We start from the raw sequence: 26,763 nt of genomic DNA, 5'->3' as shown, positions 1-26,763 counted from the left end.
CGAGCTACCCGTACTGCCGGGGTCGGAAACGAGGCGCCGCCGGTGCACGGCATTCTGTTCTCGCGAGGGTTGAGCTGTTCTGTGCTTGACTTGCGATCGAACACCAATGGTCGGATGAGCTCCGGCGGACAACGGCGAGAGCAGGACGGTAGGCGGCCCGTGGTGATGGAAAGTGCTGTGTCGGCGCGCGGCAGTGAGTACGCGGTGTTGCTGCGCCGGGTGCGGGGCGCGGGACTGCTGAGCAGGCGGCGGCGGTATTACCTCTGGAAGAGTGCGCTCACAGCTGTGGCGTTCGCGGCCGGGTGGACGGCGTTCGTGGTGGTCGGCCACTCGTGGTGGCAGCTGGGCGTCGCCGCGTTCCTGGCCGCGGTGTTCGCCCAGATCGCCTTCCTCGGCCACGATGCCGGACACCGGCAGATCTTCGGCACCCGGCGCGCCGACTACCTGTACGGCGTGCTCTTCGGCAACCTCGGTATCGGGGTGAGCATCGGCTGGTGGACCAGCAATCACAACCGGCACCACGCACACCCGAACACCGAGGGCGCCGACCCCGACGTCATGGGTGTGCTGGCGCATTCCGGCGATCGAGCACACGCGGCCCGGGGCCTGCGGCGGCTGATTTTCCGGCACCAGGCCTGGCTGTTCTTTCCGATGCTGCTGCTGGAGGGCTGGAGCCTGCACTTCGCGAGCGCCCGTGCGGTGCTGCGGTGGGACATCCCGCACCGCGCCTGGGAGGGACTGTTGCTCGCCGCGCACGCCACCGGGTACCTCTGCGCGGTGTTCCTGGTCCTGTCCCCGGCCGAGGCCGTGGGTTTCATCCTCGTGCACCAGGGCCTGTTCGGGCTCTACATGGGCTGCACCTTCGCGCCCAACCACAAGGGGATGGAGGTGCTGACGGCCGACGACTCGAAGGACTTTCTGCGACGTCAAGTGCTCACCTCCCGCAACGTCCGCGGCAGCCTGCTCATCGATACGGCGTTGGGCGGCCTGAACTATCAGATCGAGCATCACCTGTTCCCGTCCATGCCCCGGCCAAACCTGCGCCGAGCCCAGCCGCTGGTCGCGGAGTTCTGCGCCGAGCGCGGGCTGCCCTATTGCCAGACCGGCCTCCTGGACTCCTATATCCACGCGCTGCGCCACCTGCACAGTGTCGGTCGACTCGCTCGGCCGCTCGCCCCTGTCGGTCCGATCGAGCCCTCGGCGGGCGCGGCGACCGATCGGGTCGGGTGAACCCCGCGCCGCACCGGCGTTTTCGCCGTGGCGGTGGTGGTATGCCCAGCCGGTGAGGACCTCGTCCGAATACGACAGCCGCCTGCGGAGTCCGGCCGCCGAGATCACGTTGTTCTACCGTCCCGAGGATCTGAGCCTGCAGAAGTTCCTCACCGCGACGACGGCCCCCGAGGACACCATCGCCGAAGTGGCACACGCGAGGTTGTCAGCTCTGCGATCTGGCGATGAGCACGGGCACCGAGGCCCCGTGCAGCACCGCCTGACTCACCGAGCCGAGGGTCATTCCGGCGAAACCGCCGCGCCCGTGGCTGCCCACGACGATCAGCCGCGCGTTCGCGCCCACCTCGAGCAGTCGTCTGGCGGGGCGGTCTTCGACCACCACTCGCCGCACCGTCACCTGCGGATAGCACTCGCCGTACCCGGCCAGGCTCTCGGCGAGCAATTCCTCCCCCTCCTGCTGCATCTCGGCGCGCGAGTCGTAGCGGAAGAATTCCGACCAGGTGTGTACCGCGACCAGTTCGGCGCCACGATGGGCGGCTTCCTCGAAGGCGATCTCGACGGCGCGCGCACCGCACGGCGAGCCGTCCACGCCCACTATCACCGGGCCGTCCGCATGCTCGACATCGACGGGAACCACGGCGACCGGGCATGCGGCGTGCCTGGCCAGCGCGGTGCTCACCGAACCGAGAATGCTGCGGCTGAAGACGCCCAGCCCATGGGTGCCGACCACGAGCAGTCGCGCGTTCTCGGATCGGTCGCGTAAGAGCGGGATCGGTGGTGCTTCGGCCAATTCGGTGGTGATGTCGAGTTCGCCGATCGGGGCGGCCGCTGTCGCGGCGGCTTCCCGCGCGGCCTCGAGTGCCGCGGTCGCCTGCGTGCGGTAACTGTCGAAGTCGATCCGTTCGAGGGCGACGCCCGGTCCGAAATCGGAGGGTGCGGGAATCGAGTCGATGATGCGCAGCGGTGCGTGGCGGCGGGCCGCGGCGGCCGCGGCGAAGCGCACGGCGGCCAGCGCGGACTCCGACCCGTCGACGCCGACGAGGACGGGGGAATTCTCGGGGTCGGCAGACATGACTTTCGCTTTCTGAACCTGGTGGGCGGCCATGACCGGGCAGTGGGCATGTCGTGTACTCGAAGAGTAGGGATCGGCGAGGTCGCCCACGCCTGGCGTTGGTCCCGGATGCGAAGGGCTTTCGGCAGCAGGACCGGGCCGGGGAAGCACCGGTATCCGGCGCTGCCGACCTACCGCAAGAACCGTGCTCCAGGGTCCGAGGTCCCTTCCGGGGAAGGACCTTCGTCTCTGCCGATGACCCGCCCGAGACTCGATGCTCGAAGTGGCCGCAGTGCACGCGGAGTGGAAAGGAAGACGGCATGGACATCGACAAGGTCTCGCGCGCAACACAATCGAACTCTCCGATCCTGGCGGCGGTGGACGGGTCGGCCAGTTCGTATCAAGCGGTGGCCTGGTCGGCAGCCGAAGCGGCGCTGCATCGTTGCGCGCTGCACATCGTCACGTCCATGGCCATACCCACCGGTTTCGGGCCGGGTATCTCGCTGGGGGAGGCCGACCTGGAGTGGCTGCGCCGCGACGGCGACCGAATCCTCGCCGAGGCCGCGCGGGTGGCGCGGACAGCCGCACCCGGCGACGAACCCGCGATCACCACCGAGGTGAGCTTCGAGCCGGCCATCCCGCTGCTCATCGACCGGTCCGCGCGAGCGCGGATGCTGGTGGTCGGCAGCCGCGGGCTCGGTGCGTTCCAGCGTGGCCTGCTCGGTTCGGTGAGTACCGCGACCACCCACCACGCGCACTGCCCGGTCGCGGTGATCCATGGCATCTCCGCGATCGATGCGGTGTCGGCCCGCCAACCGGTGCTCGTCGGCGTCGACGGCACCGGCAACAGCGTGCCCGCGGTCGAACTCGCCTTCGAGGAGGCATCCCGGCGGAAGGTCGACCTCGTCGCGCTGCACGCATGGAGCGATACCAGCGGTCTGGACATGCCTGCCCGAGGGTGGGACGCAGCCCGCGAATCGGCGGAGGCGGTCTTGGCCGAGAGCCTGGTGGGGTGGGGGGAGCGCTATCCGGATGTCACCGTGCGACGCGTCGTCACGGCGGATCGGCCGGTGCGGTCCCTGCTGGAGCAGTCGGCGGATACGCAATTGGTGATCGTGGGTACGCGCGGTCGAGGCGGATTCGCGAGCACCGTGCTGGGGTCGACCAGCAACGCGCTGCTGCACTCGGTAGAGGTGCCGATGATCGTCGTTCGTTCCCGGTGAGGTGGGACGGCCGACGTTCGGGCAGACCAGCATTTGCGCGCGCGACCAGGCGTGCGCCGGGGAACGAGCTACGCGCCGTCGTTGCCATCGCGCAGGGAATGGATCATGCTCCGCAGGATCCGGGACGCGCTCGACTGCTCGGTCTCGCTCAGGCCGGCCAGCATTCTGACCTCGACGGACCGGACCGCTACGGTCGCCTTCTCGAGACTCCGCCGTCCGCGAGGCGTGAGCCGCGTAGGAAGAACCTTTCCGACGGGTGCCTCCGCGGGCCTGGTCACGTAGCCGTCTCGTTCCAGGGTTTGGAGTAGCACGTTCATCGACTGCCGTGTCACGAACGCGCCCCGCGCGAGCTCGGAGTTCGACAGGCCCGGTCGTTGAGCCAGCAACTCCAGACAGGAGTAGTGCGTCACGCTCATCCCGAGTGGCCGCAGCACCTCCTCCATGGCCACGCGAAGGGCGCTCGAGGCCTCCTTCAGCAGGTAGCCCAGTGACGTCTCCAGGTCGACGCCCGCACCGTCTTGACTCATGTCAGCATTCTGACATAGATTCATCGGTGTCAGAAAACTGACACAGATTGAGGAGCATCATCATGCCCGTCACCGGCCCCGACTTCATCTCGCTCCAAGCGCGCGACCTCGCCGCTTCGCAGGCGTTCTACGAGCAGTACCTCGGCCTCGTCCGCTCGCAGGCCGGACCTCCGCACGCCGTCGTCTTCGAGACGGAACCGATCGCGTTCGCACTCCGCGACGTCGTTCCCGGCACCGATCTCGCCTCCGTTGCTCGGCCCGGCATCGGTGCCGCGATCTGGCTGCACGCCACGGACGTCCAGGCCATTCACGATGCTCTCGTCGCCGACGGCCACACCATCGTCTCCGCGCCGATCGACGGCCCCTTCGGTCGGACCTTCACCTTCGCCGACCCCGACGGCTACCAGGTCACTCTCCACGACCGCGTCTGATCGGCCCGACGCCTCCGGACGGATCCATGTCATATCCGCGGGAGTCGCCTCATCCGGCGCCGATTCGCACCGGCTCGGCTGCCGCGACGTACAGCCGCGGAACCGGGTTACGCGTCGAGCACGCGTGGCCGGCGTTGCACTACCGGCGGTTCGGTGGACCACGGGAAATTGATCCACCGGTCGGTGCGCCGCCACACGTACTCGCTGTCGACCTTCGACCACGGCTTCTGGTAGATCACCGCGCAGCGCACCTCGGCGACTTTGCCGGAGCAGAAGTCGCGAACCAGTTTCAGGGTGGCGCCGGTGTCGGCGACGTCGTCGGCGACCAGCACCGTGGCGCCGGCCAGATCCACGGTCTGCGGCACCGGCGGCAGCATCACCGGCAGTTCCAGGCGCTGGTCGATACCGGTGTAGAACTCCACGTTCATCACGTGCAGGTTCTTCACGTCCAAGGCGTAGCCGAGGGCGCCCGCCACGAACAGCCCGCCCCGGGCGATCGACAGGATCAGATCGGGCTCGAAGCCGTCCGCCGCGATGGCCGTGGCGAGTTCCCGGCTCGCGGAACCGAACGAGTCCCAGGTCAGTACTTCGCGATCCGTCACAGGCTCTCCCTCTCGCTGGACGCGACGCAGTGAGCATACGAGGGCCGCCGGGGTTTCCCGGCGGGTTGCTCGGCGCGGTGGGAAGGGGAAGGGGAAGATGGCCGGAAATCTCGATATCCCGTCCGTATCTCTCGTCCGGCCTGCGTGTTTGCCGCCATACGCTCGAGTGCATGGACAGCCACTACGACGTGCTCGTCATCGGTTCCGGCTTCGGCGGCAGCGTGGCCGCACTGCGAGCGACCGAGAAGGGATACCGGGTCGGCGTGCTCGAGGCGGGCAGGCGGTTCGCCGACGACGAGTACGCGAAGAACTCCTGGCATCTCCGCGAGTACCTGTGGGCGCCGAAACTCGGCTGCTACGGCATCCAGCGGATGACCTTGCTCAACGACACCTTCATCATGAGCGGAACGGGAGTCGGGGGCGGGTCGCTGGTGTACGCCAACACGCTGTACGAGCCGCCGGAGAAGTTCTACCGCGACAAACAGTGGGCGCACATCACCGATTGGCGCGACGAGCTGACGCCGTATTACGACCAGGCCAAACGCATGCTCGGCGTCACCCAGAATCCGGCGACCACACCTACCGACCGGATTCTGCGCGAAGTCGCGGAGGAGATGGGCATCGGCGACACCTATCGCCGCACACCGGTCGGAGTGTTGTTCGCGGACAACGATTCCCGTCCGGGTCAGCAGGTCGCCGACCCGTTCTTCGGCGGCGTCGGACCGGCGCGCTCGACCTGCACGCACTGCGGCGAGTGCATGACCGGCTGCCGGCACGGGGCGAAGAACACCCTGGTGAAGAACTACCTCTACCTGGCCGAAAAGGCCGGGGCGACAGTGCATCCGCTCACCACCGTGACCGACGTGCGCCCACGGCCGGAGGGTGGTTACGAGGTGCGGACGGTGCGCACCGGACGGTGGGTGCGCAAGGAGAGGCGGACCTTCACCGCCGATCAGGTGATCTTCGCGGCCGCCGCGCTCGGCACCCAGAAGCTGCTGCACCGGTTGCGCGAGAACGGCAGTCTGCCGCATGTCTCGCCGCGGCTGGGCCATCTGGCCCGGACCAACTCCGAAGCGGTGCTCGCGGCGCGCTCCCTGCGCAAGGACTCCGACTTCACCAAGGGCGTCGCGATCACCTCGTCCATCCACCCCAACGAGTACACCCACATCGAGCCGGTCCGCTACGGCAAGGACAGCAATGCGATGAGTTTGCTGACCACCGTGCTCGTGGACGGCCAGGAAGGCAGGGCCCGCTGGCGGCTGGGGGTGCGGGAACTCATCGCGCAGCGCCGTCACCTGCATCGGCTGCACAATCCCCGGCGCTGGTCGGAGCGCATCATCGGCGTGCTCGTCATGCAGAACATCGACAACTCGATCGTGACCTACACCAAGCGCGGCTTGTTCGGCAGGCGGATGACGACCAAGCCGGGCGACGGCACCGCGCCGCCGACCTGGATTCCGGAGGGCCACGAAGTGACCAGGCGGATCGCCGAGAAGATCGGCGGCCTGCCGCAGGGGGCGTGGACCGACCTGATGAACATTCCGATCACCGGCCACTTCATCGGCGGCTGCGCCATCGGCGACTCGCGCGAGACCGGCGTCGTCGACCCGTACCACCGGGTCTACGGCTATCCCGGCCTGCACATCACCGACGGGTCGACCATTTCGGCGAACCTGGGCGTGAATCCCTCGCTGACCATCACCGCCCAAGCCGAACGCGCCATGGCGCTGTGGCCGAACAAGGGCGAGGACGACCCGCGCCCGCCCCTCGGGACCGCCTACCGCAGGCTCGCTGCGATCGAACCGAAGAACCCGGTGGTCCCCGTCGCCGCGCCGGGCGCGCTGCGGCTGCCGATCACTCCGGTCTGAGCGGGCGGAAATACGGTCGCGCGTCGTCGGCTCCGGTGACAGGATCGGCGCTGTGCCCGTCCATGTCACCCTGGAACCGCTCGACGAGCGATGCCTCACCGATCTGCTGCGCGCGGCCGTGGCGGACGCGGAGCCGGGCGAGGTGATGCCGGTCGAGGAGCCGGGTGACGGCTGGGATGCCGACCGGACAGCGGGCTTCCTGGCGTTCCACCGAGGCCGGGCGCTGGCGAGTCCGCCGGTCGAGTCGACCTACGGCATCCGAGTGGACGGCGAGGTGGTCGGGGCGGCGCGCCTGTGTCCGCTGCCCGACGCGCCGGGAGCCGCCGAGGCCGGGGTATGGATCGGCCGTTCCCGCAGGGGAGCGGGCATCGGGACCGCGGTGCTCGGCGGACTGCTCGAGCGGGCGAGAGCGGAGGGTTACGCGAAACTCTTCGTGAGCACGACGGCGGACAACGCGGCCGTGTTGCGCATGCTGGCCGCCCGCGGAATCGGCTACACGGTGGACGACAACGCGGTCAGCGCTTGGGTGAGCTGCGGTTGACCCGCTTGAACACGCAGCACCGCAGGCGCTGCACAATGAACACCGTGCGCATCTTCCTGGCCGGGGCTACCGGCGTGATCGGCGTCCGCCTGCTTCCGCTGCTGGTCGCGGCGGGACACGAGGTGGCGGGGATGACCCGGTCGGCGGCGAAAGCCGACCGGTTGCGGGCGGCCGGCGCCGAGCCGGTGGTATGCGACGTCTACGACGTGGATGCTCTGACCGCCGCCGTGGTCGGGTTCGGCTCCGACATGGTGATGCATCAGCTCACCGACCTGCCGGACGACGTGGCGCTGCTGCCGGAGCGGGCCGAGGCCAACTCGCGCATCCGCACCGAGGGAACCCGCAACTTGATCGCCGCCGCGCGGGCGGCCGGTGCGAAACGCTTTCTCGCGCAGAGCATCGCGTGGGAGCTGCCGCCCGGACGGGGCGCGGCGATCCAGGAGCACGAAGCCGCCGTGCTGGACTTCGACGGTGTGGTGGTGAAGTACGGCCAGTTCTACGGTCCGGGCACCTATTACGAAACCGAACTGCCCACGCACCCGCGCGTGCACGTCGACGACGCCGCGGAGCGCACGATTCCGCTGCTGGACGCCTCGAGCGGAGTGGTGATCGTCGCCGACGCGTCCTGAAACCGGTCAGGAGGCGCAGGGGCCGGTGTCGACCGGCCGGTCGGATCGCCATGCGTGGTCGAGCCGATCGAGGACCTCCGGCAGGCTCGTGGCGAACCCGACGTTGCTGTTGTTCTCGTCGACACCGAACACGATGCCCAGCACGCGGCCGGCGCGGTCGACCAGCGGTCCGCCCGAATTGCCGTGCTGGATCGACCCGTCCACGGTGTAGATCTCGCGTTCGCCGAGACCGGTGCGGTAGATGTCGCGGACCTGACGCGCGGCCCGGCTGCGCACCCGGGTGGCGGACGCGGTGTAGGACCCGCCCCGCGGATAGCCGAGCGCGATGGCGTCGGCGCCGGGACCGGCGGGTTGGGGCGCGACGGTGAGGGCGGGCGCGGTGAGACCGGGGACGGCGAGCACCGCGATGTCCATGGTCGGATCGAACTGCACGACGTCTGCGGTGAGCGATCCGGCCGGGGCGTCGACGGAGACCTTGCTGGATCCGGCGACGACGTGCGCGTTGGTCAGCACCCGCTCCGGCGCGATGACGAATCCGGAGCCGGATTGGCGCACACCGCAGGTCGGTGCGAGATCCTGGATCCGCAGCACGCTCGCCCGCAGTTCGTCGGGCATCGGCCCGTCGAGGATGCCGGGATCGGGCGGCGCGAGCGGGAGGCCGAGCCCGGCCTCCCTGATCGGTCCGGTGAGCACCTCGGACAGCCCGGACAGCCAGAACGGCGCGACGTCGTCCACAGTCCGCACGGTGGTCGAATCACGCACCAGGGCTGCGGATTCCACCGGCGCGGCGAACAGCCACACCACGAGCGGGACCGCGAGCACATGCACGAGGCAGCCGCAGAGGGCGTCGACGCGGCGCGTGAGGGGATCGGAAACCGCCGCGCGCGCGGCTTGTCCGGCCCGGTGCCCGGCGACCGCGCCGAACGCGACCAACCCGACGATCACCATCAGCACTAGGAGGAGCCGCACGGCGCCCGGAGCGAGCTGACCGAGCACCGCCGCCGACAGCGCCGCGCCGAGGATCGCCCCCGCCAATCCACCCGCGAAGCCGGGCAGCCCCACGATCGCGCCGCGGCGCCAGCCGAGCACCGCCGCGACCGCGAGGATGCCGACCACGGCCAGATCCAGCCAGTTCGGCACGGTCAACGCCACACTCCCGTCGCTGCTGATGGACAACGGCGCGGACTCGTCGTCGGCCGCCCCGTCACCACCCGGCTATACCCTGGTTAGCGCGTCGGCAACGGTCGAGCCGCTAATTTAATCAGCGATTCGAGCTGCGGCAACCATGGTGCCCCATGCCGTGGGCTGGGTGGCCAGCGCCCGCCGGGCATACGCGCGCACGTCGGCATCGGTGTCGTCGATCGCGGCGCGCAGCGCGTCGTGCGCGGCGGGCAGGTGCGGCCACGCCGAGAGCGACAGCACCGCCGCCTTGCGGACGTCGAGATGCGGATCGTGCAGGGCGGCGGCCAGAATCGGCACCGCGAGGTCCGGGTCGGCGCCTGCGAGCCCGCGCGCCGCACCTTGACGGATCTGCCAGGCCGAATGGCGCAGGGCGGTGTCCAGTGCGGTGACGTCCGCGGGTTCGCCACCCAGCTGGGCGAACGCGGTGAGCGCCGCGGCGCGCACCAGCGGGTCGTGGTCGTCGCCGAGGCGACGGATCACCTCGAGCCCGCCGTCGCCGATGGCGGCGAGACCGTGGGCGACGGCGATCCGCACTTCCCGGTTGTCGTCGGCGGCCAGGGTGGCGACGCCGTCGCGATCGTTCAGCGACACCAGTGCGCGGACCGCTTCGATGCGGACGCGATGATCCCCGTCCGCCAAGGCGGCGCGATACTGCGCGGCCTCGCCCGCCCGCAGCGCGCGCAGCAGATCGATCACGGTGGACCGCACGACGGGATCGGCCGAACCGAGCCGGTCGGCGAGCCCTTCCGCGGAGGGCAGCACTTCGACGAGCTCGCGCAGACCGGCCGCGGCCGCACGCCGGACCGAGGCCGCTTCGTCGTCCAAGGCATCGCCGAGGGCGATCGAGAAGCCCTCCGGGGTGTGCTCGCTCAGCACCGAGATCGCCGCGGCCCGGACGCCCGCGTCGGGATCGGTCAGATACGCCGACAATTGCTCCACGCTGGGCTCGTCGAGCGCGAGCAACGCGACGATCCGGGGTGACGGGGGAGTGGCGGACTGCGAAGCAGCGGCTCCGGCCCGCTCCTGCTCACCGCCGGCGCCGGTATGCGGCGCACGGCCCGCGATCCGGTGCGGCTGGTGCACCGGCACCGCCTCGGCATCGGCCGAGGGCAGGTCGTCGAGCCCGGGCACGGGCACCAGGTACGGCGCCACCGGACGCTTCAGGAACGCCATGGTTCCGTCGGGGTTCTTGCGCAGGTTGAGGTGGTATCGCCATTCGACATCGTCGCGTTCGGGTAGATCGGCGCGCTCGTGATAGAGGCCCCAACGGGATTCGGTCCTGGTCAGCGAGCTGCGGGCGGCCATTTCGGCGCAATCGCGGATGAACGACACCTCCACCGCGCGCATCAGCTCGTGCGGGGTGCGCGCGCCGATGCCCTCGACCTCCGCGCGCATCCGGTCGAAAGTCTCCACCGCGATGCTCAGCTTGGCCGCGGTCTTGGGCGGGGCGACATAGTCGTTCACGAAACGCCGCAGCTTGTATTCGACCTGCGGTTGCGGCGGCCCGTCCGGCTGACGCAACGGCCGGTAGATCAGCTCGTGGGCCGCGGCAAGCTGGTCCTCGGGCAGCTCGGCGGGCGCGGGCACCTCGGCTACGGTGGACGCGGCGTGCGCGCCGGCGAGATCGCCGAAGACGAACGCGCCGATCATGTAATTGTGCGGCACGCACGCCAGATCGCCCGCCGCGTACAAGCCGGGCACCGTGGTGCGCGCGTGCTCGTCGACCCACACGCCGGAGGCGGAATGCCCGCTGCACAGGCCTATCTCGGAGATGTGCATCTCGATGTCGTGGGTACGGTAGTCGTGGCCGCGGTTGGCGTGGAAGGTGCCGCGGGTGGGGCGCTCGGTGGTGTGCAGGATGCCTTCCAGCGTGCTCAGCGTCTCGTCGGGCAGGTGCGACACCTTGAGATAGATAGGGCCGCGCGCGGATTCGATCTCCCGCTTGACCTCGGCCATCATCTGGCCCGACCAATAGTCGGAGTCGACGAAGCGTTCGCCGTCGGCGTTGACCTGGTAGCCGCCGAACGGATTGGCGACATAGGCGCATGCCGGGCCGTTGTAGTCCTTGATCAGCGGGTTGATCTGGAAGCATTCGATGCCGCTGAGTTCGGCGCCCGCGTGGTAGGCCATCGAGTAGCCGTCGCCGGCGTTCGTCGGATTCTCGTAGGTGCCGTACAGGTATCCGCTGGAGGGCAGCCCGAGCCTGCCGCACGGCCCGGTGGCCAGGATCACCGCTTTCGCTGCGACGGCGACGAATTCGCCGGTGCGGGTGTGCAGGGCGGCGGCGCCGACGGCGCGCCCGCCCTCGGTGAGCACGCGCACCGGCATCAGCCGGTTCTCGATGCGGATCCGCTCGCGCATCTTGCGTTGGCGCAGGACGCGATACAGCGCTTTCTTGATGTCCTTGCCCTCGGGCATCGGCAGGACGTACGAGCCGGAGCGGTGCACCCGGCGCACCGCGTACTCGCCGTACTCGTCCTTCTCGAACTTCACGCCGTAGCGCTCCAGCCGTTGCACCATGGCGAAGCCGCGCGTCGCCGTCTGATAGATGGTGCGCTGGTCGACGATCCCGTCGTTGGCCCGGGTGATCTCGGCGACGTAGTCCTCCGGTTCGGCCTTGCCCGGGATCACGGCGTTGTTCACGCCGTCCATGCCCATGGCCAGCGCACCGGAGTGCCGCACGTGCGCCTTCTCCAGCAGCAGCACGTTCGCGCCCTGCTCGGCGGCGGTGAGCGCGGCCATCGTGCCCGCCGTGCCGCCCCCGATGACGAGCACGTCGCAGTCCAGCCGGATCCGTTCCGACAGCGGCGGAATGTTCACAGTTTCTCCAGGATCTCGGCCTTCGTCGCGGCCCGGTCGATCGCCTCGCGCGGCCCGGGCACCGGCACCAGCGCCCGCAGCGTGCCGCCGCCGAGCACGGCGATGCGGTCGCCGAGTTGCAAGGCCTCGTCGAGGTCGTGGGTGACGAAGACGATGGTGGTGGGATGGGCGCGCCAGGTCTGGATGAGCAGGCGCTGCATGGTTTCCCTGGTCTGGGTGTCCAGCGCGCCGAACGGCTCGTCCATCAGCACGGCGCGCGGCGCGGCGGCCAGGCTGCGCGCCAGCTGGACGCGCTGGCGCATGCCGCCGGACAGGTCGCGCGGCAGATAGTCGGCGTACCCGGTGAGCCCGACTTCGTCCACCCAGTGCAGCGCGGTGGCTCTGCGCTCGGCCCGGGGCGTGCCGCGCAGGCGCAGGGCGAGTTCGATGTTCTGCCGCACGGTGCGCCAGGGCAGTAGCGCGTCGTCCTGGAACACGAGGGCGCGGTCGGCCGCGGGGCCGCTCACGCGGTCGCCGTCGGCCAGGATGGCTCCGCCCTCCGGGGCGCGCAGTCCGGCGATCGCGCGCAGCAAGGTCGACTTGCCGCAGCCGGATTTGCCGACCACGACCAGGATCTCGCCCGGCGCGATCGCCAAGTCGAGCCCGTCGAGCACCGGTTCGCCCCCGTAGGCGATCCGGACGCCGGTGAGGCTCAGGCGCATTCCGGTCGATGCCGGTGCGTCGATCACTGTGGTCATGCTTCGACCTCTCTGGGCAGCCAGCGGGTGATGCGGCGGCCGGCCAGCTCGACCAGCCCCGATGTCGCGAAACCGAGGACGCCGATGGTGATCATGCCGACGAACACCGCCGGATAGTCCACGATGGTGTAGGCCTGCCAGGTGCGGTAGCCGACGCCGAGACGTCCGGAGATCATCTCCGCGGAGATGAGGCAGATCCATGCCACGCCGACGCCGACCGACAGTCCGCTGAAGACGCCGGGCAGGATGCCGGGGAACACCACGCGCGCGAGCACGTCCAGCCGGGACGCGCCGAGGGTGCGCACCGCGTCCTCCCAGATCGTGGGCAGTGCGCGCACCGCGTGCCTGGTGCTGACCAGCACGGGGAACAGCGACGCGGTGAAGGTGATGAACACGATGCCGGATTCGTCGCTGGGGAACAGCAGGATCGCGACCGGGACCAGGGCGATGGCCGGGATCGGCCGGACCAGTTCGGCCAGCGGGCCGAAGGTATCGGCGAGCAGCCGCGAGCGGCCGAGGCCGATGCCCGCGATCACGCCGACCACCGCGGCCAGCCCGAAGCCGGTGACGATCCGGATCAGCGACTGCGCGATGTCCAGGTAGTACTGGTCGGCGCGCAACTGGGTGCCGAATTCGGCGACGATCTCGGTGACGGTCGGCAACGTGTCGAAACGCAGGCCCGCCCGCACGTTGTTGACCGTGAGCAGCTGCCACAGGCCGACCGCGACGGCGACCGAGCCGACGCGCAGCAGGCGCGAGCGCCAAGCCGATCGCGACGCCGGGGCGGTCTCCGAGCCGACCGCGGTGGTTTCCGCCCTGGCCAGCACCGCGCGGGCGGCGAGTTCGCTGGTCATCCGCGTACTTCCGTGACGGCTCGGTCGTAGGGGACCGGGGTGGCGGACGGATGTGCCTGCCGGTAGCGCTGCGCGGCGGCGGCGGTGGTGAAGGGCAGGTAGCCGTCCCCGTCGCGCAGCCAGATCGACTTGTCGGCGAACCAGCGGGTGCCGAGTTCGGTATCCGGGATGTAGGCGGCGCGGATCGTCTTGCCCTGCGCCTTCGCGACCTGGACCGCGCGCAGCAGGCAGGTCGGGTCCGCGGCCGGTTGCGGCTTCGGCGCGCCGTCCAGCCACAACTCGCCGGCCAGCGCGGGGTTCTCCGCCGCTTTGCCGCAGACGGGATCGGCGCCGGTGACGCGGGTCGGGTTGGCGGTGTCGGTGAGTTCGCGGTCGTAGTCGCGGCCGGTCTCCGCGAACGCCTTGCGCAGCGGCGCGTCGTCGATGAACCGGTCGATGTCCAGGTCGGTGAAATCGCCGATCGACTTCAGGTACGCCACATCGTCTTTGAGCGCCGCGATCAGGCTGGGCTCGAGCGTGGTGTCGAAACTGGTTCCGCCGGGGCCGTTGTAGAGGTACACCACCTCCTGGGGCAGCCCGGACCCGTCGGCGACGATCTTCGCGGCCTCGAACGGCTGGTCCCGCAGGAACTGGGTGGCGTCCAGTTGCGCGGCCAGGAACGCCTGGAGCACCTCCGGGTGATCGGCGGCGTAGGCGCGCCGGGCCACCACGCCGTGGAAGGTCGGCACGCCGAGTTCGGCGCCGTCGTAGAGCAGCTTGGCCTTGTTCTGGAAGACGACCAGGCCGGGCCACGCGACGAACTGGGACAGCGCGCCCACCTGACGGGACTCCAGGGCGGTCGCGCCGACCTGCGGCTGCTGGTTGAGCACCTCCACGCCCTTGGCCGGGTCGATGCCGGCCCGCGTCAGCGCCTGCACCAGCGTGCCGTGCCCGGCCGAACCCACGCTGGTCGAGATCTTCTGCCCGGCCAGATCGCCGATGCCGGTGGCCGCCGAGTCGTTCGGCACCACCACCATGTTCAGCGCGCCCTTGGGGTTGTACCCGGTGACCGACACCAGTTCGGTGCGTGAGCGCTCGCCCGCCTGGGTGCGGGAGCCGTTGATCAGCAACGGGTAATCACCCATCGACCCGATGTCGATCTTCTCGGCCACCATCTGCGCGGTGATCGGCGCGCCGGTGTCGTAGTCCTGCCACTCGACCTGGTACTTGGCTCCGCCGTTGTCGGTGATCTTCTGTAGCCGCCGCTCGAGGTAGCCCTGCGCGCGCAGCAAGGTGCCCGCGGTGACGGTGTTGATGGTCTTCGATTGGTAGCCGACGACCACCTTCACGGTGCCCGCGGGAGTGTCGTCGGTCTGCTCCAGCGAGCACCCGGTCAGCGCGAGCGCGGCGGCGAGCAGGATGGGGGCGAGTTTTGCTTTCATCGGTCTTCCAGATCAGCGGAGCAGATAGGGCATGTTGACGGTGACGGCGCCGGTGGGGCAGCGGGCCGCGCAGGGACCGCAGTACCAGCACTCGTCCACGTGCATGAAGGCCTTGCCGTTGTCGGGGTTGATGGCCAGGGAGTCGAGCGGGCAGATCTCGACGCACAGCGTGCAGCCCTGGATGCACAGCGACTCGTCGATGGTGACGGGGATGTCGGCGCGCTGGTTTACGAGTGCCATCTAGAGGACCTTCCATTCGGGGGTGCTGCGGGTCAGGCTGCCGCGCATGGTGATGCGGTCGCCGCGCATGCGGATGTACTCCAGATCGACCGGGCGGCCGTCGTCCAGCCGGGTCAGCCGTTCCAGCATCAGCAGCGGCGCGCCGCCGGGTACGTCGAGGGTGGATGCGGTGTGCGGGTCGGCGGGCACCGCTTCCAGGGCGAGATCGGCCGAGCCGAGCGAGCGGCCGCTGATGCGTTCCAGCAGCACGAAGACGTCGGTGTGCTCGAGATCGTGGCCGAGCACCTCGGTGCCGATATCGGGCACGAGGTAGGTGAGGTCCAGGCTCAACGGCAGATCCGCGAGGTAGCGCAGCCGCTCGAGATAGACCACCCGCTCGCCCGGCGCCAGGTCGAGCCTGCGCGCGACAGCGGGCGGCGCGGCGACGTGCATCGCCGCGCGCACCTCGTTGCGTACGGTGCCGTGGCCTTTGAAGGTCTCCTGCAATCCGAGCAGGGCGTCGAGCCCGTGGTCGTACTTGCGGGTGGCCACGCGGGTGCCCACCTTGGGCGCCCGGTCGATCAAGCCCTCGTCCTTCAACAGCGCCAAGGCGTCGCGGACGGTATTGCGCGAGGCGCCGTACTCGGCGGCCAGGTCCTGTTCGCTCGGCAGCGCGCCGTCGAACGCGCCGGCGTGCAGTTGGTGGCGCAGGATGTCGGCCACCCGCCGCGCCTGATCGGCGCGCAACTGCCGCACCGGCGTGGGTTCCGCTGCCACCGTTTCCGCCTTTCCATCGCTGACCTGCACGAATAGCGACGATAACGGGGTCGCGGCGGCGTATTCGCCTACGTCGACGCCGACGGAAATCAGGGGATGTTATTGCGCCGGGCGCACTGCGGCCCGACCTGGCGATATGCGCGGCGGCCCGGCCAATACGCCACGTCGGCCGCCGTCGGCCGGATTTCGATCACAGCGATTCGAAAGTGGGGACGAGTGGGTCCCGCCGGGCGAATCTACGGTCGTGGACCGTAAATATCGAGTAGCAGCACCGGTCTTGCGCCGAGCACCCCACGCCGTCCAGCAGCTCGTGCGCGCGCAGGATCCCGGCGATCTCGCTGTTGGGGTCGCCGCCGCGGAAACGGATGCGTGCGGCGATGAGAACAGTCTCCGGGCGGCCTGCGCGCAGGGCGGCCCTCCACGGCGGGACGTCGGGTTGCCGTAGCCAGGTGGTGATGTCCTCGGGCCGAGCTCGTAGCGGTGTCCGGGCATCGGAGCGGTGCCGAGGCGGACGAGCGGCAACGTGTCGACCGCCCCGGCAGCGCGCGTCCGGCAGCGCTCCGGTTACGGCGCGATCGCCTCGGGGATGCCGAGCAGCGCCGCCTGCACCTCGTGCAACCGGTCCACGTCACCGCGGATACCGGCGACGTTGTCGTTGTAGAGGAACGCCTCGCCGAGCCGGACCAGGGCGTAGGCCAGCAGCGTCGGTTCCAGCGGCGGTTGGTATCCGTCCTCTTCGGTGGCGCGGAGGATCAGTTCCTGGACGGTGCCCACGACCAGCGGTTGTACCGGCCCGTCGCTCGCGGTGAGGATGCGCAGCCCGGACAGCGGCTCGTTCTCGAAGTAGCGCCGGAACGGTTCGTTGTCGGTCATCCACCGGTTGACCCGGTAGAGCACGTCCAGGATGCGCCGCGCTCCGGTGGAGCGGCGGCGGGCGTCCGCCCGGCTGAGCAGCGCCTCGAACTCCCCGGCCAGGACCGCACCGAGCACCCCGTCGCGAGAGCCGAACCAGCGGTAGACCGACGCGCGGCTGAGCCCGAGCTGTCCGGCGATCGCCTGGATGTCCACGCGCTCACCGGACAGGAACGCCCGGCGAGCATGCTCGATGACCTGTTCCCTGGTCGCGGAGGCCGGTCGGCCGGGAGGGCGGGTGGTCCGCTGACTGGAATCGATCACCGCGGAATGATACATCTTCTGTGAATTGTATCGAAACGGGCGGTGTTCAGAACCAGGCGTCGCGCATCCGCAGAGTAGTCGTGTCCAGGCTGGCGAGCAGATCCAGTGCCGGTGCGGTCTTGGGCAATTCGAAACGATAGAAGAACCGGGCCGCGTGCCGCTTGCCATCGTAGAAATCGCCTGCACGGTCCGCGGTGGCGAGGAACTGCTCGAGCCAGATCCAGGCCAGCACGGTGTGCCCGAAGGCCTCCAGGTACACCGAGCTGTTGGCCAGCGCGGCCTCGAAATCGCCGGAGGCGAACAGCCCCGCGGTGACCTCGACCAGCCGCCGCCACGCCGAGTCCAGTTGTGCGGCCAGCTCGGCCGCCTCGCCGCCCGACGCGCGAGCGGCGGTGATCGTCGCATCGATCCGGGACCCGAGGGCGAGCAGGCTCGCGCCGCCCTGCTGGGTCACTTTGCGTCCGAGCAGGTCCAGGCCCTGGATACCGTGCGTGCCCTCGTGGATCGGGTTGAGCCGGTTGTCCCGATAGTGCTGCTCGACGTTGTATTCGCGGGTGTAGCCGTAGCCGCCGAGCACCTGGATGGCGAGGCTGTTGGCCTCCAGGCACCACTGCGAGGGCCAGCTCTTCGCGATCGGAGTCAGGATGTCCAGCAGCTGGGTGACCGCGCGGCGGTCGTCGTCGGACTCGGCGGTGCGCTGCTCGTCGACCAGCTGCGCGCAGTAGAGCACCAGCGCCAGCGCCCCTTCGGCGTACGCCTTCTGCGCCAGCAGCATTCGCTTCACGTCGGCGTGCTCGATGATCGGCCGCTGCGGCGCGGACGGGTCGGTGGGAAGCTTGGCCCGGCCCTGCGTGCGGGTGCGGGCGTAGTCCAGCGACTCGAGGTATCCCGTGTAGCCGAGCGCGGTGGCGACCAGGCCGACGCCGATGCGCGCCTCGTTCATCATGTGGAACATGTAGGTCAAGCCGCGATGCGGTTCCCCGACCAGGTAGCCGACCGCGCCCGGCGCGCCGCCCGGCGTCCAGCGGCCCTCGCCGAAATTCAGCACGGTGTTCACCGTGCCGCGGAAGCCCATCTTGTGGTTGAGCCCGGCCAGGGCGACGTCGTTGCGTTCGCCGATCGCGCCGTCGTCACCGACCAGGAAGCGGGGCACCACGAACAGCGAGATGCCCTTGGTGCCCGCGGGCCCACCGGGGATCTTGGCCAGCACCAGGTGCACGATGTTCTCGCCGAGTTCGTGGTCGCCGCCCGAGATCCACATCTTCGTGCCGAACAGGCGATAGCTGCCGTCGTCCTGCGGTTCGGCGCGGGTGACGATGTCGGCCAGCGACGAGCCTGCCTGCGGCTCCGACAGGCACATGGTGCCGAAGAAGCGGCCCGCGAGCATGGGCTTGACGAACTTCTCGACGTGCTCCGGGCCGTGGGCGAGGAGCAGATTCGCATTGGCCACTGTGAGGAACGGGTAGCCCGCGGTCCCCGGGTTGGCCGCCTGGAACCAGGCGTAGCTCGCCTGTGCGACGGTCGCGGGCAGCTGTGCGCCACCGAGTTCGTAATCCATTGCCGCCGAAGGCAATCCGGCCTTGGCGAAGGCTTCCAGCGCCTGCCCGACCTCCGGGATGATGGTCACGCGCTCGCCGTCGAAGGTGGGTTCGTTGGCATCGTTGAGCTTGTTGTGCGGCGCGAAGTATTTGGTCGCGAGCTGCTCGCTGAGGTCGAGCACGGCGTCGAAGGTCTCGCGCGAGTGCTCGGCGTACCGCTCGCGTTTGGTGAGCCGCTCCACGTCCAGCCACTCGTAGAGCAGGAAATCCAGATCGCGCCGGGACAGCAAGGTCGACCGCATCAGCCCGTCCTTTCGAGACATGTTCGACGTACTGTATCTTACGGGTCGGTGGTCCGGTATTCGCGGCCATCGCACCGATCGGCCGCTGAGGAATATGCCTGGTGGGTCGCGTCCGTTCTCCACACGCGGCGGATCGCGCCGCCCGCCCGTGGTCGGTCATCCGTCGGAGACGAGCAATCCGCGTTTCCGCGCCGTCGCGGCCGCTTCGGTGCGGCTGGACGCGCCGAGCTTGGCGAGGATCCGCGAGACGTGCACACCGGCGGTGTTGGCGCTGATGAAAAGCTCGGCCGCGATCTGACGGTTGCTCGCTCCCGTCGCCACCAGACGCAGCACATCGAGTTCCCGTGGAGTCAGGCCCGCCGTGTCCGCCCGTGATGTCGTGGCAGGCCGGTTGCCGGAATGGGCGAGATCGATCCCGGCGCGGTCGGCCAGCTGCCGGGCTTGCTCGGCGAGTGGCTCGGCCGCCAACTCGTTCGCCAGCTCCAGAACGGAACGCAGTGCGCTGCGCGCTGCCGCGCGGTCACCCGCTGCCAATTCCGCATCGCCGGATTCGAGCAGGCTGCGCGCCAGCTCGTACGGTCGACCGAGGGCTCGCCAGGAGGACACCGCCGCGCCCCAATCGGCGGGACGGCCACTGCGCACGGCGTGGCAGGAATTCCGATACGCGGTGTCGACGGCGGACGTCACCGGCAACTTCGCCGTGACGGAGTCGAGAACCAGTGGGGCGCGGCGAGTTCGGGCGATCGCCTCGGCCAGTGCCCACGCCTCGTGGTGGTGCGCGGCCAGGTCGTCCGCGCTCAAGGTTGCGGCGCCGATCTCGGCGGCGCGCTGCGGGTTGCCCGCCGCGTGCGCGATCTCGGTCCGCACGGTGTGCAGCTGGACCTGGTACTGCCTGGCCCAGCGGCGGTCCCCGAGCAAGGGCTGCGCGCTCGTCGCGCTCGCCGCCGCGGCCTTCTCGTCGCCACGCGCCAGCATGATCCGCGCGTGACACAGCAGCAGCGCGGCGGTGCTCAACGGGGTCAGCTGCTCGGTGAGCGATTCGTCGATCAGCTCGAGCGCTTCGTTCCAGCGACCCAGCGCGGTGAGCGCCTGTGCCCATTTGACCAGCAGGATCGGTGCCGCCTCCGCGAATCGGTAGGTCTCGTGCGCGGCGCGCAGCCCCTGCTGGATCGCGGCGATGGCAGCCTCGTCGGCGGCCGCCGACACCAGCAGTGCCGATTCCCACAGCACCACCGTGAGCAATGTGCCCGGATCTTCCGCGGCCTTCGCGATCGCATGCGCCTGTTCGAAGTGGGCCACGGCGGCCTCCGGACGGTCCGCGGTTGCCAGCCCGAGATAGGCGTAGGCGCGCGCGGCCAGTGCCCCGGCGCGCCGGTCGTCGCGTAAGACGCTCGAACGCGGCCATGCGAACGCGGCATCCGCGGCCTCCTCGGGCGCATGCGCCGCAGCCATGACCGGCGATGTGTCGTCGGCGTTCGGCGTACTGCGTAACCGTTCGGCCACCTCGACGGCGGCACGTGCGTCGTTCTCGGCCGCGGCCGCCGCACCGCTGAACACCCGCGCCGCGGCGAGTTCGGCGAGCACTTCGCCGCGCAGCAGGGTCGGCCGGTCCGAAGGAAGATAGGCCAGCGCCGCGAGCAGGTCGTCTTCACCGCCGCCGCTGCTCTGATTGCGCAGTCCCGCGCGGTAGTGGTGCAGCCGGGCGGCGCGCTCCGGGTCGCTCCCCGCATCGATGACGGCCAGCGCCTCGTCGGCCGCCGCGATCCCGCGCTCGACGACACCGCCCCGATAGCAGGCGGCCACGACCGCTTCCACCACATCGATCCGGTCGGCGTCCACCCGGCTCGCCGCTTCCGGCACCCGCTCCCACGATTCGAGTACCTGGTCCAGATAGCGCACGCGGACACGATGCGCCCCAACGTTTTCCGCTTCGGCCGCGGCTTCCCAGGCGGCCGCGAGTGCCAGCGGCAACTCTCCGGCGGCATGCGCGTGGTAGGCCAGCTCGCCGGAGGGGCACTTGTCCGGTTCCTGCTTGCGGAGCGCGGCCAGTGCACGAGAAAGCCTGCTGTGCAGCCCTTTTCGCTGGGCTGGTAGGAGATCGTCGTAGACGGCGTCGCGGATGAGCACATGGCGGAACTGATAGCCGGTGTCGGTGGGCACCAAGAACTGCTGGTCGATCAGCTGATGCAAAGCCGCGGTGAGGGCGTCCTCGGCGAGATCGGAGGCGGCCGCCAGCAGGGTGTGCCGGACCGGTGACCCGGCCGCCGCCGCGAGCCGCAGTACCGACGCGGTTCGATCGGGCAGGTCGGACAGGTGGCCGAGCAACAGCTCCGACAGCTCGGCGGGCGTATCCTCGGGTGCGGGACCGAGCGCCTCGACGAACAACGGGATTCCCTTGCTGCGCTCGAAGATTCGCCCGATCGTCCCTGGCTCCGGCTCCCGGCCGCGCAGGGCCGCCAGTTGTCTGCCCACCTCGTGCCTGGTCAGTGGCGCCGGAGAAAGCAGGCGGACACCCGGGTCGCGGCGCAAGCCCCCGACCAGCTTGCGCAACGGTCCGGAATCGGCGGGCCGGTAGGTGCCGACCAAGAACAGATCGCCTTCGGCGATGTTGGCCACCAGGAAGGCGAGCAATTCCAGGCCGGCCTCGTCGGCCCAGTGCAGATCCTCCAGCACCACTACCAGCGGTCTGTTCATCGAGCACTGTTCCAGCACGGTCAGGATCTCGCCGAACAACCGGATCCGATCGGTGTCGATCTCCGCCGCGCCGGACCGCGCCGCCAGTTCCGGAAGCCAGCGCGCCAGCGCGGGTTTCGCCGGGAGCAGCGCCGCGAGAGCCTCCGCGCCCTGGTCGCGCAGCAGTGCGCGCATGACCGCGACGAACGGAGTGAACGGCACCCCTTTCGCGCCGAACTCCGGACACCGCCCGGACAGCACCGCCGTGCGGGCCCCGAGCCGCGTCCCGAACTCCGCGACCAGCCGCGACTTGCCGATCCCCGCTTCGCCCCCGACCAGCACGGTATGCACCGTCGGCTCCCCATGGGCATCCTGCAATGCCGCAAGCTCAGCGGCCCGCCCCACGAAGGCGCCGCATACCGGAAGGCTGACCACGGCGCGATCATGCCCCTACCGCGAGGTCGGCGCCAATCGCGGGAGCCGCGGCGGACGGCGCTTCCAGCAAGAGCGCCCACGTCTGAGGTCTTCTCGGCCGATGCCGCAATGGGTGCCACTCGCGGATAAGAGCGGTGGGGGTTGGTGGCGAGGCATCGGCCGGGCCAGTTGGGACGCGCTCGTCGGTGATGGCGGCCGAGGGTAGTGCGGCCGAATTCGGCGTCGTTCGTTACTCGTCGGCGGGCTGGGGAGTACGGGAAATAATGAATTCTCGTGATTCGGCGGGCCCCTCGTTACCCGAAGTATCAATGGCATGACGAACACCGAGATCCGCCCCTTCCGCATCGACATCCCGCAGGCCGACCTGGACGACCTTCGCTCGCGCGTGGCCCGCACCCGCTGGATCGACGACCTGCCCGGCGTCGGCTGGGAGCGCGGTGTGCCGACCGCCTACCTGAAGGAACTGGCCGGGTACTGGGCCGAGAAGTTCGACTGGCGTGCCGCCGAGGCGGAGTTGAACGCCTACCCGCAATTCACCACCATCGTCTCCGGACAGAACGTGCACTTCCTGCATGTGCGCTCCGCCCGAGCGGAGGCCACCCCGCTGCTGTTGCTGCACGGGTGGCCGAGTTCGGTGGCCGACTTCCGCGACATGATCGGCCCGCTCACCGACCCCGCCGCGCACGGCGCCCCGGACGCTCCCGCCTTCCACCTGGTCATACCGTCACTGCCCGGCCACGGCTTCTCCGGGCCGCTCACCGAGCCGGGCTGGAACGACGGCCGGATCGCGGCGGCGCTCGCCGAACTCATGGCCCGCCTCGGCTACGGCCGCTACGGCGTGCAGGGCGGCGACCACGGCGCCTTCATCGCCCCGGCACTGGGGCGGATCGATGCCGAGCATGTCCTCGGCGTGCACGTCAACGCGTTGGTGACCTTCCCGACCGGCGACCCCGCCGACATGGCCGCGCTCACCGAGGCGGAGAAGGCGCGACTGGGCGCGATGAAGAAGTTCCAGGACGACGGTTCCGCCTACATGAACCTGAAGGGCTCCCGCCCGAACACCATCGCCCAGTTGCTCGCCGATTCCCCGACCGGCCAGCTCGGCTGGATCGTGGAGAAGTACCGCGAGTGGACCGACCGATCCCACGACCTGCCCGAACAGGCCGTCGACCTCGATCGCCTGCTGACCACGGTGAGCATCTACTGGTTCACCGACACCGCCCGCAGCGTCGCGAACCTCTACTACGAGCGCTTCCACGACGCCACCATGTTCGCCCCGAAACCGAAGGGCACCGTGCCCACCGGTGTCGCGGTATTCAAGGACGGCGACTACGCCATCCGCCGCTTCGCCGAGCACACCCACAACATCACCCATTGGTCGGAGTTCTACTCCGGCGGGCATTTCCCCGCACTCGAGGTGCCGGAGCTGCTGATCGGCGACGTGCGCGAGTTCTTCCGGTCGCTGGGCTGATTCGACGGAGTCGGAGCGGGCAGGCAGTGGCGACCGCCTGCCCCACGACGTGGGCGAGAAGGATCGTCCGCGACCTGGTAGCACGAGCACTCTGGAACGGCGACGACGCGCTGCGTACAAGCCTCATTTGTCTAGCGTCGGTAGCTCGCGCTATCTGAGTTCACGAATCAAGACATCGAATGTCGGTGCGTCCGGCCAACTCGGTTTCGTCACACCGACTCGGGACCATCCCCAGCGCAAGTACGCCCCATAAGCGTGCTGGTTCTCCGGCTCGACCAGTAGCGTCGCACGCCGTTCCGCCCGGCTGCTCAACAGCGTATCGTGCAGCTTCCGCGCCAAGCCGCGACCGGTGTATTCGGCGCACACCATGATCTCCGACAGCGCGAAGGTCCGGGCGCCATCCTCGGCGGTAAATGTATCGCGGTCGCCGAACTCATCGTCCGGCTGAAAGTTCGTCCACCACGCGGCATTCGGACGCAGCGTCCACCCCCACGTCTGCCCCGCGGGCGTCCCGCCGACATACGCCATGACCATCGCGAACACACTGCCGCCTGCGGGGTCGGTGTAGTTGGCGAATCGACGCATGAACTGATCAGGCGCATCGAACGGATCACCGGAGGCGATCGCGTCGACGTAAGACCGGCGGTAGATGTCTTCGACCGTGGGCCGGAGTGCGCACGCCTCTACAGCGTCGAGATGTTCGAAATCCGGAAGATTCACCACCGTAATCCCTGCCTGTGACGCCAGCGAAGCGGATGCAGAACTCTCGATGTCCAGCAAGCAGGTACGGCGAAAGGTATCGCTGCTCCTTCGGAAAGGTTACCTAGTCGCGGGTGCACGGTCGCTCGGGCTCGACCGAACCTGATCAGCCGCGATCGATTCCGCACCACGCGGCGAAACCCCGCACACTCTCGTTGCTTCGTGCGTCGTCGCGGGCGAGGATACGGATCGTCTCATGGACCATCGGGTGGTAGCGGGCCTGTGTCGGCGCGATCTCCTTGGCTGTACGCAGGGAGTTGAGTGCCTTTGTGCGGTCGCCGTGAAGCAGGTATCCACGGGCCAGGTCGATGTAGTGGTGGCCCGCGCGCTCACGTGGCGTCGTAGCCGGGAGACGCACACGTTCGGCGCGCTTCACCGCTTCGGTGCCGTCCATCATTTCGACGGCCAGCCCGACCGACCAGATATCGACGTTCGTGACGCCGAAGCACAATCGGTAGTCGTCCCGGTCGTCACCGATGCGGTCGGCGGTCTCCCGCGCTTCGGCGAGGTGATCGTCGGCGACATCCCGCCGTCCCGCGCGGGCTGCGGCGAGACCCGATTTCAGGTGGAGGTTGCCCCACATGCTGAGAACAGCGGGGTCGCCGCCGCCGATGTCGGATTCTATTGCCGCGCGACTGGATTCGAGGAAGCGCAGGGCAGTCGACCAGTCGGCCGTGCAGATCAGCTCGCCCGCGCGCTGATAATCACCCGCGAGCACGGCCAGTTTGTCGTCGGTTTGCGCGGCTGCCCATTCGTACCGCTCGACGCACAACGAGGAAAGGTCGATATAGCCGAGCTTGTACACGAGCTGTCCGGTCGCGGCGAACGTTTCGGCGAGAAGACCGAAGATGCGCTTGCGCTCGGCTCCGGTCGCGCAATGCCATGCCACACGGAGGTCGGCTAACAGGCCCGGCAGGAGCGTGCCGAGGTCACCGAGGTTGACCGAGTGCCGCAGTTTGGATGCCTTCGCGACGTCAGCGGCGAGTTCGCGCTCGGGCCGTGCGTTCGTGGTGCCGTCCGGCTCGATCTTGTACGCGGCCAGTTCGCGTCGGATTCCGGCTACGCCGGCATGCACTTGCTGTTCGTCGCGAGTCTGGCGCGGATAGGGCTGCTCGAGCAGGTCGGCTGGGTTCACGCGCAGAGCACGTGCGCATGCCGCGACGAACGCCGGGGACGCGGGCGCGCGGCCGCGCTCCACCTTCCGGACCAGACTCGCCGAGAAGTTGGCTTCCCGCGCGAGTTTCTCCTGGCTCCAGCCTGCCAGCTTCCTGGCTACGCGTACTTTGTCGCCGACACCGGACTCCTGGGTCATCGTCATCACGCATTCCATTCCACAGACTTCTTCATCACCAGAGTGGCAAAACTTTTGCCGCTTCGCTGTGTTGTCGTTCCGTCACAGTCTTTTCCGGCCCCGGCGCCGGGCGAGCACATCCCTCGTCGACAGCGCCGATCGCGTTGCCATCGTCCGGGATCCCCGGCGCCGGGTGCCACACCACATCGACGGAAGAGGGGCGGACATGGCGGAAATCGCGCTCGGCTACATCCGGCTGGATCAGTCCGGCAGTGATCACGCGGGTGAGGAGCGCGCGATTCGGGCGCTAGCCGAGCGGCGAGGCTATCGCGAGCCGGAAGTGCTCGTGGTGGATCGGGATGCGCTGATGCCGACGCTGCTGCTCGTGCAGACGATCCGCCGGGTGGGCGCTTCGGTCGTCATCGCCCCGACCCGGGAGCACATCTGGACCGCCAGGCGCGGCCTGACGGAAGAAGTGACGGTGATTGTCGTCGCGCCCGAGCAGGTGTGGGAGCGGGGACATCGGTGGGCGCCGTTCGGCTCATCGGAGAGCGGGGTGGGGTCGTGATGTCCGGCTGGTCCGAGGTCGGCACAGCGCTGGTGGTGGGAACCGCGGTGGTCGCGGTGCTGCTGACGGTCTTCTTCGCCGCGAGTAGATGGTGGCGCAGGCCGTTGCGGGGTCCGAGCGTCTACCACATCGCCGAACGGGTCGGCCATGAACAATTGTGCCTGTTGGGCTGGCCGCCGTTGGGCTGGCCTGCGGTAGAACCGACAGACGGCCCGGAATTCGGCCCCGGCGACGCGCACGCGCTCATGCAGGTGCATCTCGAGTGCGACGCGGACGAATGCTCGTGGAAATGCGCGGCGGTGGAGACCTTACGGACCACCGGCCGCATGCGGCCGAGTAAGTCTCCGCGCCGGCCGAATCCGTTCCGCCCGCGCGGGAGCGAAGCGCTGTCATAGAACGGTGAGGGCAGGCGGATCGACTACCGCCTGCCCCCTCGCG

24 protein-coding genes are annotated in these 26,763 nt (G+C 69.3%); 9 read left to right on the top strand and 15 right to left on the bottom strand.

Features of this window, described 5'->3' with window-relative positions; genetic code table 11:
* Positions 1–165: 165 nt before the first annotated feature.
* A complete protein-coding gene (locus NG1_RS15260) occupies positions 166–1,230 on the top strand; it encodes a fatty acid desaturase family protein (protein WP_084498946.1) in 1,065 nt (354 codons plus the stop codon).
* A 205-nt stretch (positions 1,231–1,435) separates the two neighbouring features.
* On the opposite strand, the gene NG1_RS15255 is transcribed toward NG1_RS15260, so the two are convergent.
* Positions 1,436–2,302 (bottom strand): universal stress protein, encoded by an 867-nt coding sequence (locus tag NG1_RS15255; RefSeq protein ID WP_062971481.1) that lies wholly within the window; start codon positions 2,300–2,302, stop codon positions 1,436–1,438.
* Between the two features lie 299 nt (positions 2,303–2,601).
* Here NG1_RS15255 and NG1_RS15250 point away from each other — a divergent pair, with 299 nt between their 5' ends.
* Positions 2,602–3,504: a universal stress protein gene (locus tag NG1_RS15250; protein ID WP_062971327.1), complete on the top strand. Its 903-nt coding sequence runs from the start codon at positions 2,602–2,604 to the stop codon at positions 3,502–3,504.
* 68 nt (positions 3,505–3,572) lie between these two features.
* On the opposite strand, the gene NG1_RS15245 is transcribed toward NG1_RS15250, so the two are convergent.
* On the bottom strand, positions 3,573–4,031 hold the full coding sequence (locus NG1_RS15245; protein ID WP_062971325.1) for a MarR family winged helix-turn-helix transcriptional regulator: 459 nt from the start codon (positions 4,029–4,031) through the stop codon (positions 3,573–3,575).
* A 62-nt stretch (positions 4,032–4,093) separates the two neighbouring features.
* Between NG1_RS15245 and NG1_RS15240 the strand changes: the two genes are divergently transcribed.
* Entirely contained in the window at positions 4,094–4,462 is a 369-nt protein-coding gene (locus NG1_RS15240; RefSeq protein WP_062971323.1) for a VOC family protein, read from the top strand.
* Between the two features lie 107 nt (positions 4,463–4,569).
* Here NG1_RS15240 and NG1_RS15235 read toward each other — a convergent pair whose 3' ends face one another.
* Positions 4,570–5,064 (bottom strand): phosphoribosyltransferase, encoded by a 495-nt coding sequence (locus tag NG1_RS15235; RefSeq protein ID WP_062971321.1) that lies wholly within the window; start codon positions 5,062–5,064, stop codon positions 4,570–4,572.
* Positions 5,065–5,234: 170 nt separating this feature from the next.
* Between NG1_RS15235 and NG1_RS15230 the strand changes: the two genes are divergently transcribed.
* From NG1_RS15230 to NG1_RS15220, 3 genes are read left to right on the top strand one after another with little or no spacing between them, the layout of a single operon-like run.
* The gene (locus NG1_RS15230; RefSeq protein ID WP_062971319.1) at positions 5,235–6,932 is read left to right on the top strand and encodes an FAD-dependent oxidoreductase; all 1,698 of its coding nucleotides are present in this window, start codon (positions 5,235–5,237) and stop codon (positions 6,930–6,932) included.
* A gap of 52 nt (positions 6,933–6,984) precedes the next feature.
* Positions 6,985–7,473 carry a GNAT family N-acetyltransferase gene (locus NG1_RS15225; RefSeq protein ID WP_245659911.1) on the top strand — a complete coding sequence of 163 codons (489 nt, stop codon included), beginning with the start codon at positions 6,985–6,987 and terminating at the stop codon, positions 7,471–7,473.
* 35 nt (positions 7,474–7,508) lie between these two features.
* A complete protein-coding gene (locus tag NG1_RS15220; protein ID WP_062971315.1) occupies positions 7,509–8,102 on the top strand; it encodes an NAD-dependent epimerase/dehydratase family protein in 594 nt (197 codons plus the stop codon).
* A gap of 6 nt (positions 8,103–8,108) precedes the next feature.
* Here NG1_RS15220 and NG1_RS15215 read toward each other — a convergent pair whose 3' ends face one another.
* The 10 genes from NG1_RS15215 to NG1_RS15170 all read right to left on the bottom strand — a co-directional run bounded on the left by NG1_RS15215 (position 8,109) and on the right by NG1_RS15170 (position 22,206).
* Positions 8,109–9,278 carry a MarP family serine protease gene (locus tag NG1_RS15215; RefSeq protein ID WP_062971313.1) on the bottom strand — a complete coding sequence of 390 codons (1,170 nt, stop codon included), beginning with the start codon at positions 9,276–9,278 and terminating at the stop codon, positions 8,109–8,111.
* 81 nt (positions 9,279–9,359) lie between these two features.
* Positions 9,360–12,104, bottom strand: coding sequence for a fumarate reductase/succinate dehydrogenase flavoprotein subunit (locus tag NG1_RS15210; RefSeq protein ID WP_062971311.1), 2,745 nt, complete (start codon positions 12,102–12,104; stop codon positions 9,360–9,362).
* Entirely contained in the window at positions 12,101–12,841 is a 741-nt protein-coding gene (locus NG1_RS15205) for an ABC transporter ATP-binding protein (protein ID WP_062971309.1), read from the bottom strand. The genes NG1_RS15210 and NG1_RS15205 overlap by 4 nt, the downstream gene beginning before the upstream one ends.
* Complete coding sequence (locus NG1_RS15200; RefSeq protein WP_062971307.1) at positions 12,838–13,695, bottom strand: ABC transporter permease; 858 nt, start codon at positions 13,693–13,695, stop codon at positions 12,838–12,840. The genes NG1_RS15205 and NG1_RS15200 overlap by 4 nt, the downstream gene beginning before the upstream one ends.
* On the bottom strand, positions 13,692–15,116 hold the full coding sequence (locus tag NG1_RS15195) for an ABC transporter substrate-binding protein (RefSeq protein WP_062971305.1): 1,425 nt from the start codon (positions 15,114–15,116) through the stop codon (positions 13,692–13,694). Before NG1_RS15195 ends, NG1_RS15200 begins: the two co-directional genes overlap by 4 nt.
* A 12-nt stretch (positions 15,117–15,128) precedes the next feature.
* Positions 15,129–15,356, bottom strand: coding sequence for a 4Fe-4S dicluster domain-containing protein (locus NG1_RS15190; RefSeq protein WP_043690033.1), 228 nt, complete (start codon positions 15,354–15,356; stop codon positions 15,129–15,131).
* A complete protein-coding gene (locus NG1_RS15185) occupies positions 15,357–16,112 on the bottom strand; it encodes a GntR family transcriptional regulator (RefSeq protein WP_062971478.1) in 756 nt (251 codons plus the stop codon).
* A gap of 564 nt (positions 16,113–16,676) precedes the next feature.
* On the bottom strand, positions 16,677–17,288 hold the full coding sequence (locus NG1_RS15180) for a QsdR family transcriptional regulator (protein WP_245659910.1): 612 nt from the start codon (positions 17,286–17,288) through the stop codon (positions 16,677–16,679).
* Positions 17,289–17,334: 46 nt separating this feature from the next.
* Positions 17,335–19,128, bottom strand: a complete 1,794-nt coding sequence (locus NG1_RS15175; protein ID WP_062971302.1) for an acyl-CoA dehydrogenase — start codon at positions 19,126–19,128, stop codon at positions 17,335–17,337.
* A 156-nt stretch (positions 19,129–19,284) separates the two neighbouring features.
* Entirely contained in the window at positions 19,285–22,206 is a 2,922-nt protein-coding gene (locus tag NG1_RS15170) for an ATP-binding protein (protein ID WP_281218205.1), read from the bottom strand.
* A gap of 343 nt (positions 22,207–22,549) precedes the next feature.
* Here NG1_RS15170 and NG1_RS15165 point away from each other — a divergent pair, with 343 nt between their 5' ends.
* Positions 22,550–23,707, top strand: a complete 1,158-nt coding sequence (locus NG1_RS15165) for an epoxide hydrolase family protein (RefSeq protein WP_062971298.1) — start codon at positions 22,550–22,552, stop codon at positions 23,705–23,707.
* Between the two features lie 150 nt (positions 23,708–23,857).
* Here NG1_RS15165 and NG1_RS15160 read toward each other — a convergent pair whose 3' ends face one another.
* The gene (locus NG1_RS15160; RefSeq protein WP_245659909.1) at positions 23,858–24,427 is read right to left on the bottom strand and encodes a GNAT family N-acetyltransferase; all 570 of its coding nucleotides are present in this window, start codon (positions 24,425–24,427) and stop codon (positions 23,858–23,860) included.
* A gap of 145 nt (positions 24,428–24,572) precedes the next feature.
* Positions 24,573–25,784, bottom strand: coding sequence for a helix-turn-helix domain-containing protein (locus tag NG1_RS15155; protein ID WP_063910353.1), 1,212 nt, complete (start codon positions 25,782–25,784; stop codon positions 24,573–24,575).
* Positions 25,785–25,983: 199 nt separating this feature from the next.
* Between NG1_RS15155 and NG1_RS15150 the strand changes: the two genes are divergently transcribed.
* Entirely contained in the window at positions 25,984–26,325 is a 342-nt protein-coding gene (locus tag NG1_RS15150) for a hypothetical protein (protein ID WP_062971296.1), read from the top strand.
* Entirely contained in the window at positions 26,325–26,720 is a 396-nt protein-coding gene (locus NG1_RS15145) for a hypothetical protein (RefSeq protein ID WP_062971294.1), read from the top strand. Before NG1_RS15150 ends, NG1_RS15145 begins: the two co-directional genes overlap by 1 nt.
* Positions 26,721–26,763 lie beyond the last annotated feature (43 nt).

The sequence above is a fragment of the Nocardia gamkensis NBRC 108242 genome (genome assembly GCF_001612985.1).
GTDB lineage: Bacteria > Actinomycetota > Actinomycetes > Mycobacteriales > Mycobacteriaceae > Nocardia > Nocardia gamkensis.
The sequence above is the reverse complement of the archived record's forward strand: the minus strand, read 5'-3'. Positions and strand labels throughout refer to the sequence as shown.

Bases quoted from the DNA above. Each gene is read 5' to 3' on its own strand.
- NG1_RS15230 (WP_062971319.1), top strand. From the start codon at position 5,235: ATGGACAGCCACTACGACGTGCTCGTCATCGGTTCCGGCTTCGGCGGC.
- NG1_RS15165 (WP_062971298.1), top strand. From the start codon at position 22,550: ATGACGAACACCGAGATCCGCCCCTTCCGCATCGACATCCCGCAGGCC.
- NG1_RS15200 (WP_062971307.1), bottom strand. From the start codon at position 13,695: ATGACCAGCGAACTCGCCGCCCGCGCGGTGCTGGCCAGGGCGGAAACC.
- NG1_RS15150 (WP_062971296.1), top strand. From the start codon at position 25,984: ATGGCGGAAATCGCGCTCGGCTACATCCGGCTGGATCAGTCCGGCAGT.
- NG1_RS15175 (WP_062971302.1), bottom strand. From the start codon at position 19,128: ATGCGGTCGACCTTGCTGTCCCGGCGCGATCTGGATTTCCTGCTCTAC.
- NG1_RS15255 (WP_062971481.1), bottom strand. From the start codon at position 2,302: ATGTCTGCCGACCCCGAGAATTCCCCCGTCCTCGTCGGCGTCGACGGG.
- NG1_RS15205 (WP_062971309.1), bottom strand. From the start codon at position 12,841: ATGACCACAGTGATCGACGCACCGGCATCGACCGGAATGCGCCTGAGC.
- NG1_RS15155 (WP_063910353.1), bottom strand. From the start codon at position 25,784: ATGACGATGACCCAGGAGTCCGGTGTCGGCGACAAAGTACGCGTAGCC.
- NG1_RS15195 (WP_062971305.1), bottom strand. From the start codon at position 15,116: ATGAAAGCAAAACTCGCCCCCATCCTGCTCGCCGCCGCGCTCGCGCTG.
- NG1_RS15220 (WP_062971315.1), top strand. From the start codon at position 7,509: ATGAACACCGTGCGCATCTTCCTGGCCGGGGCTACCGGCGTGATCGGC.
- NG1_RS15190 (WP_043690033.1), bottom strand. From the start codon at position 15,356: ATGGCACTCGTAAACCAGCGCGCCGACATCCCCGTCACCATCGACGAG.
- NG1_RS15260 (WP_084498946.1), top strand. From the start codon at position 166: ATGGAAAGTGCTGTGTCGGCGCGCGGCAGTGAGTACGCGGTGTTGCTG.
- NG1_RS15250 (WP_062971327.1), top strand. From the start codon at position 2,602: ATGGACATCGACAAGGTCTCGCGCGCAACACAATCGAACTCTCCGATC.
- NG1_RS15245 (WP_062971325.1), bottom strand. From the start codon at position 4,031: ATGAGTCAAGACGGTGCGGGCGTCGACCTGGAGACGTCACTGGGCTAC.
- NG1_RS15240 (WP_062971323.1), top strand. From the start codon at position 4,094: ATGCCCGTCACCGGCCCCGACTTCATCTCGCTCCAAGCGCGCGACCTC.
- NG1_RS15145 (WP_062971294.1), top strand. From the start codon at position 26,325: ATGTCCGGCTGGTCCGAGGTCGGCACAGCGCTGGTGGTGGGAACCGCG.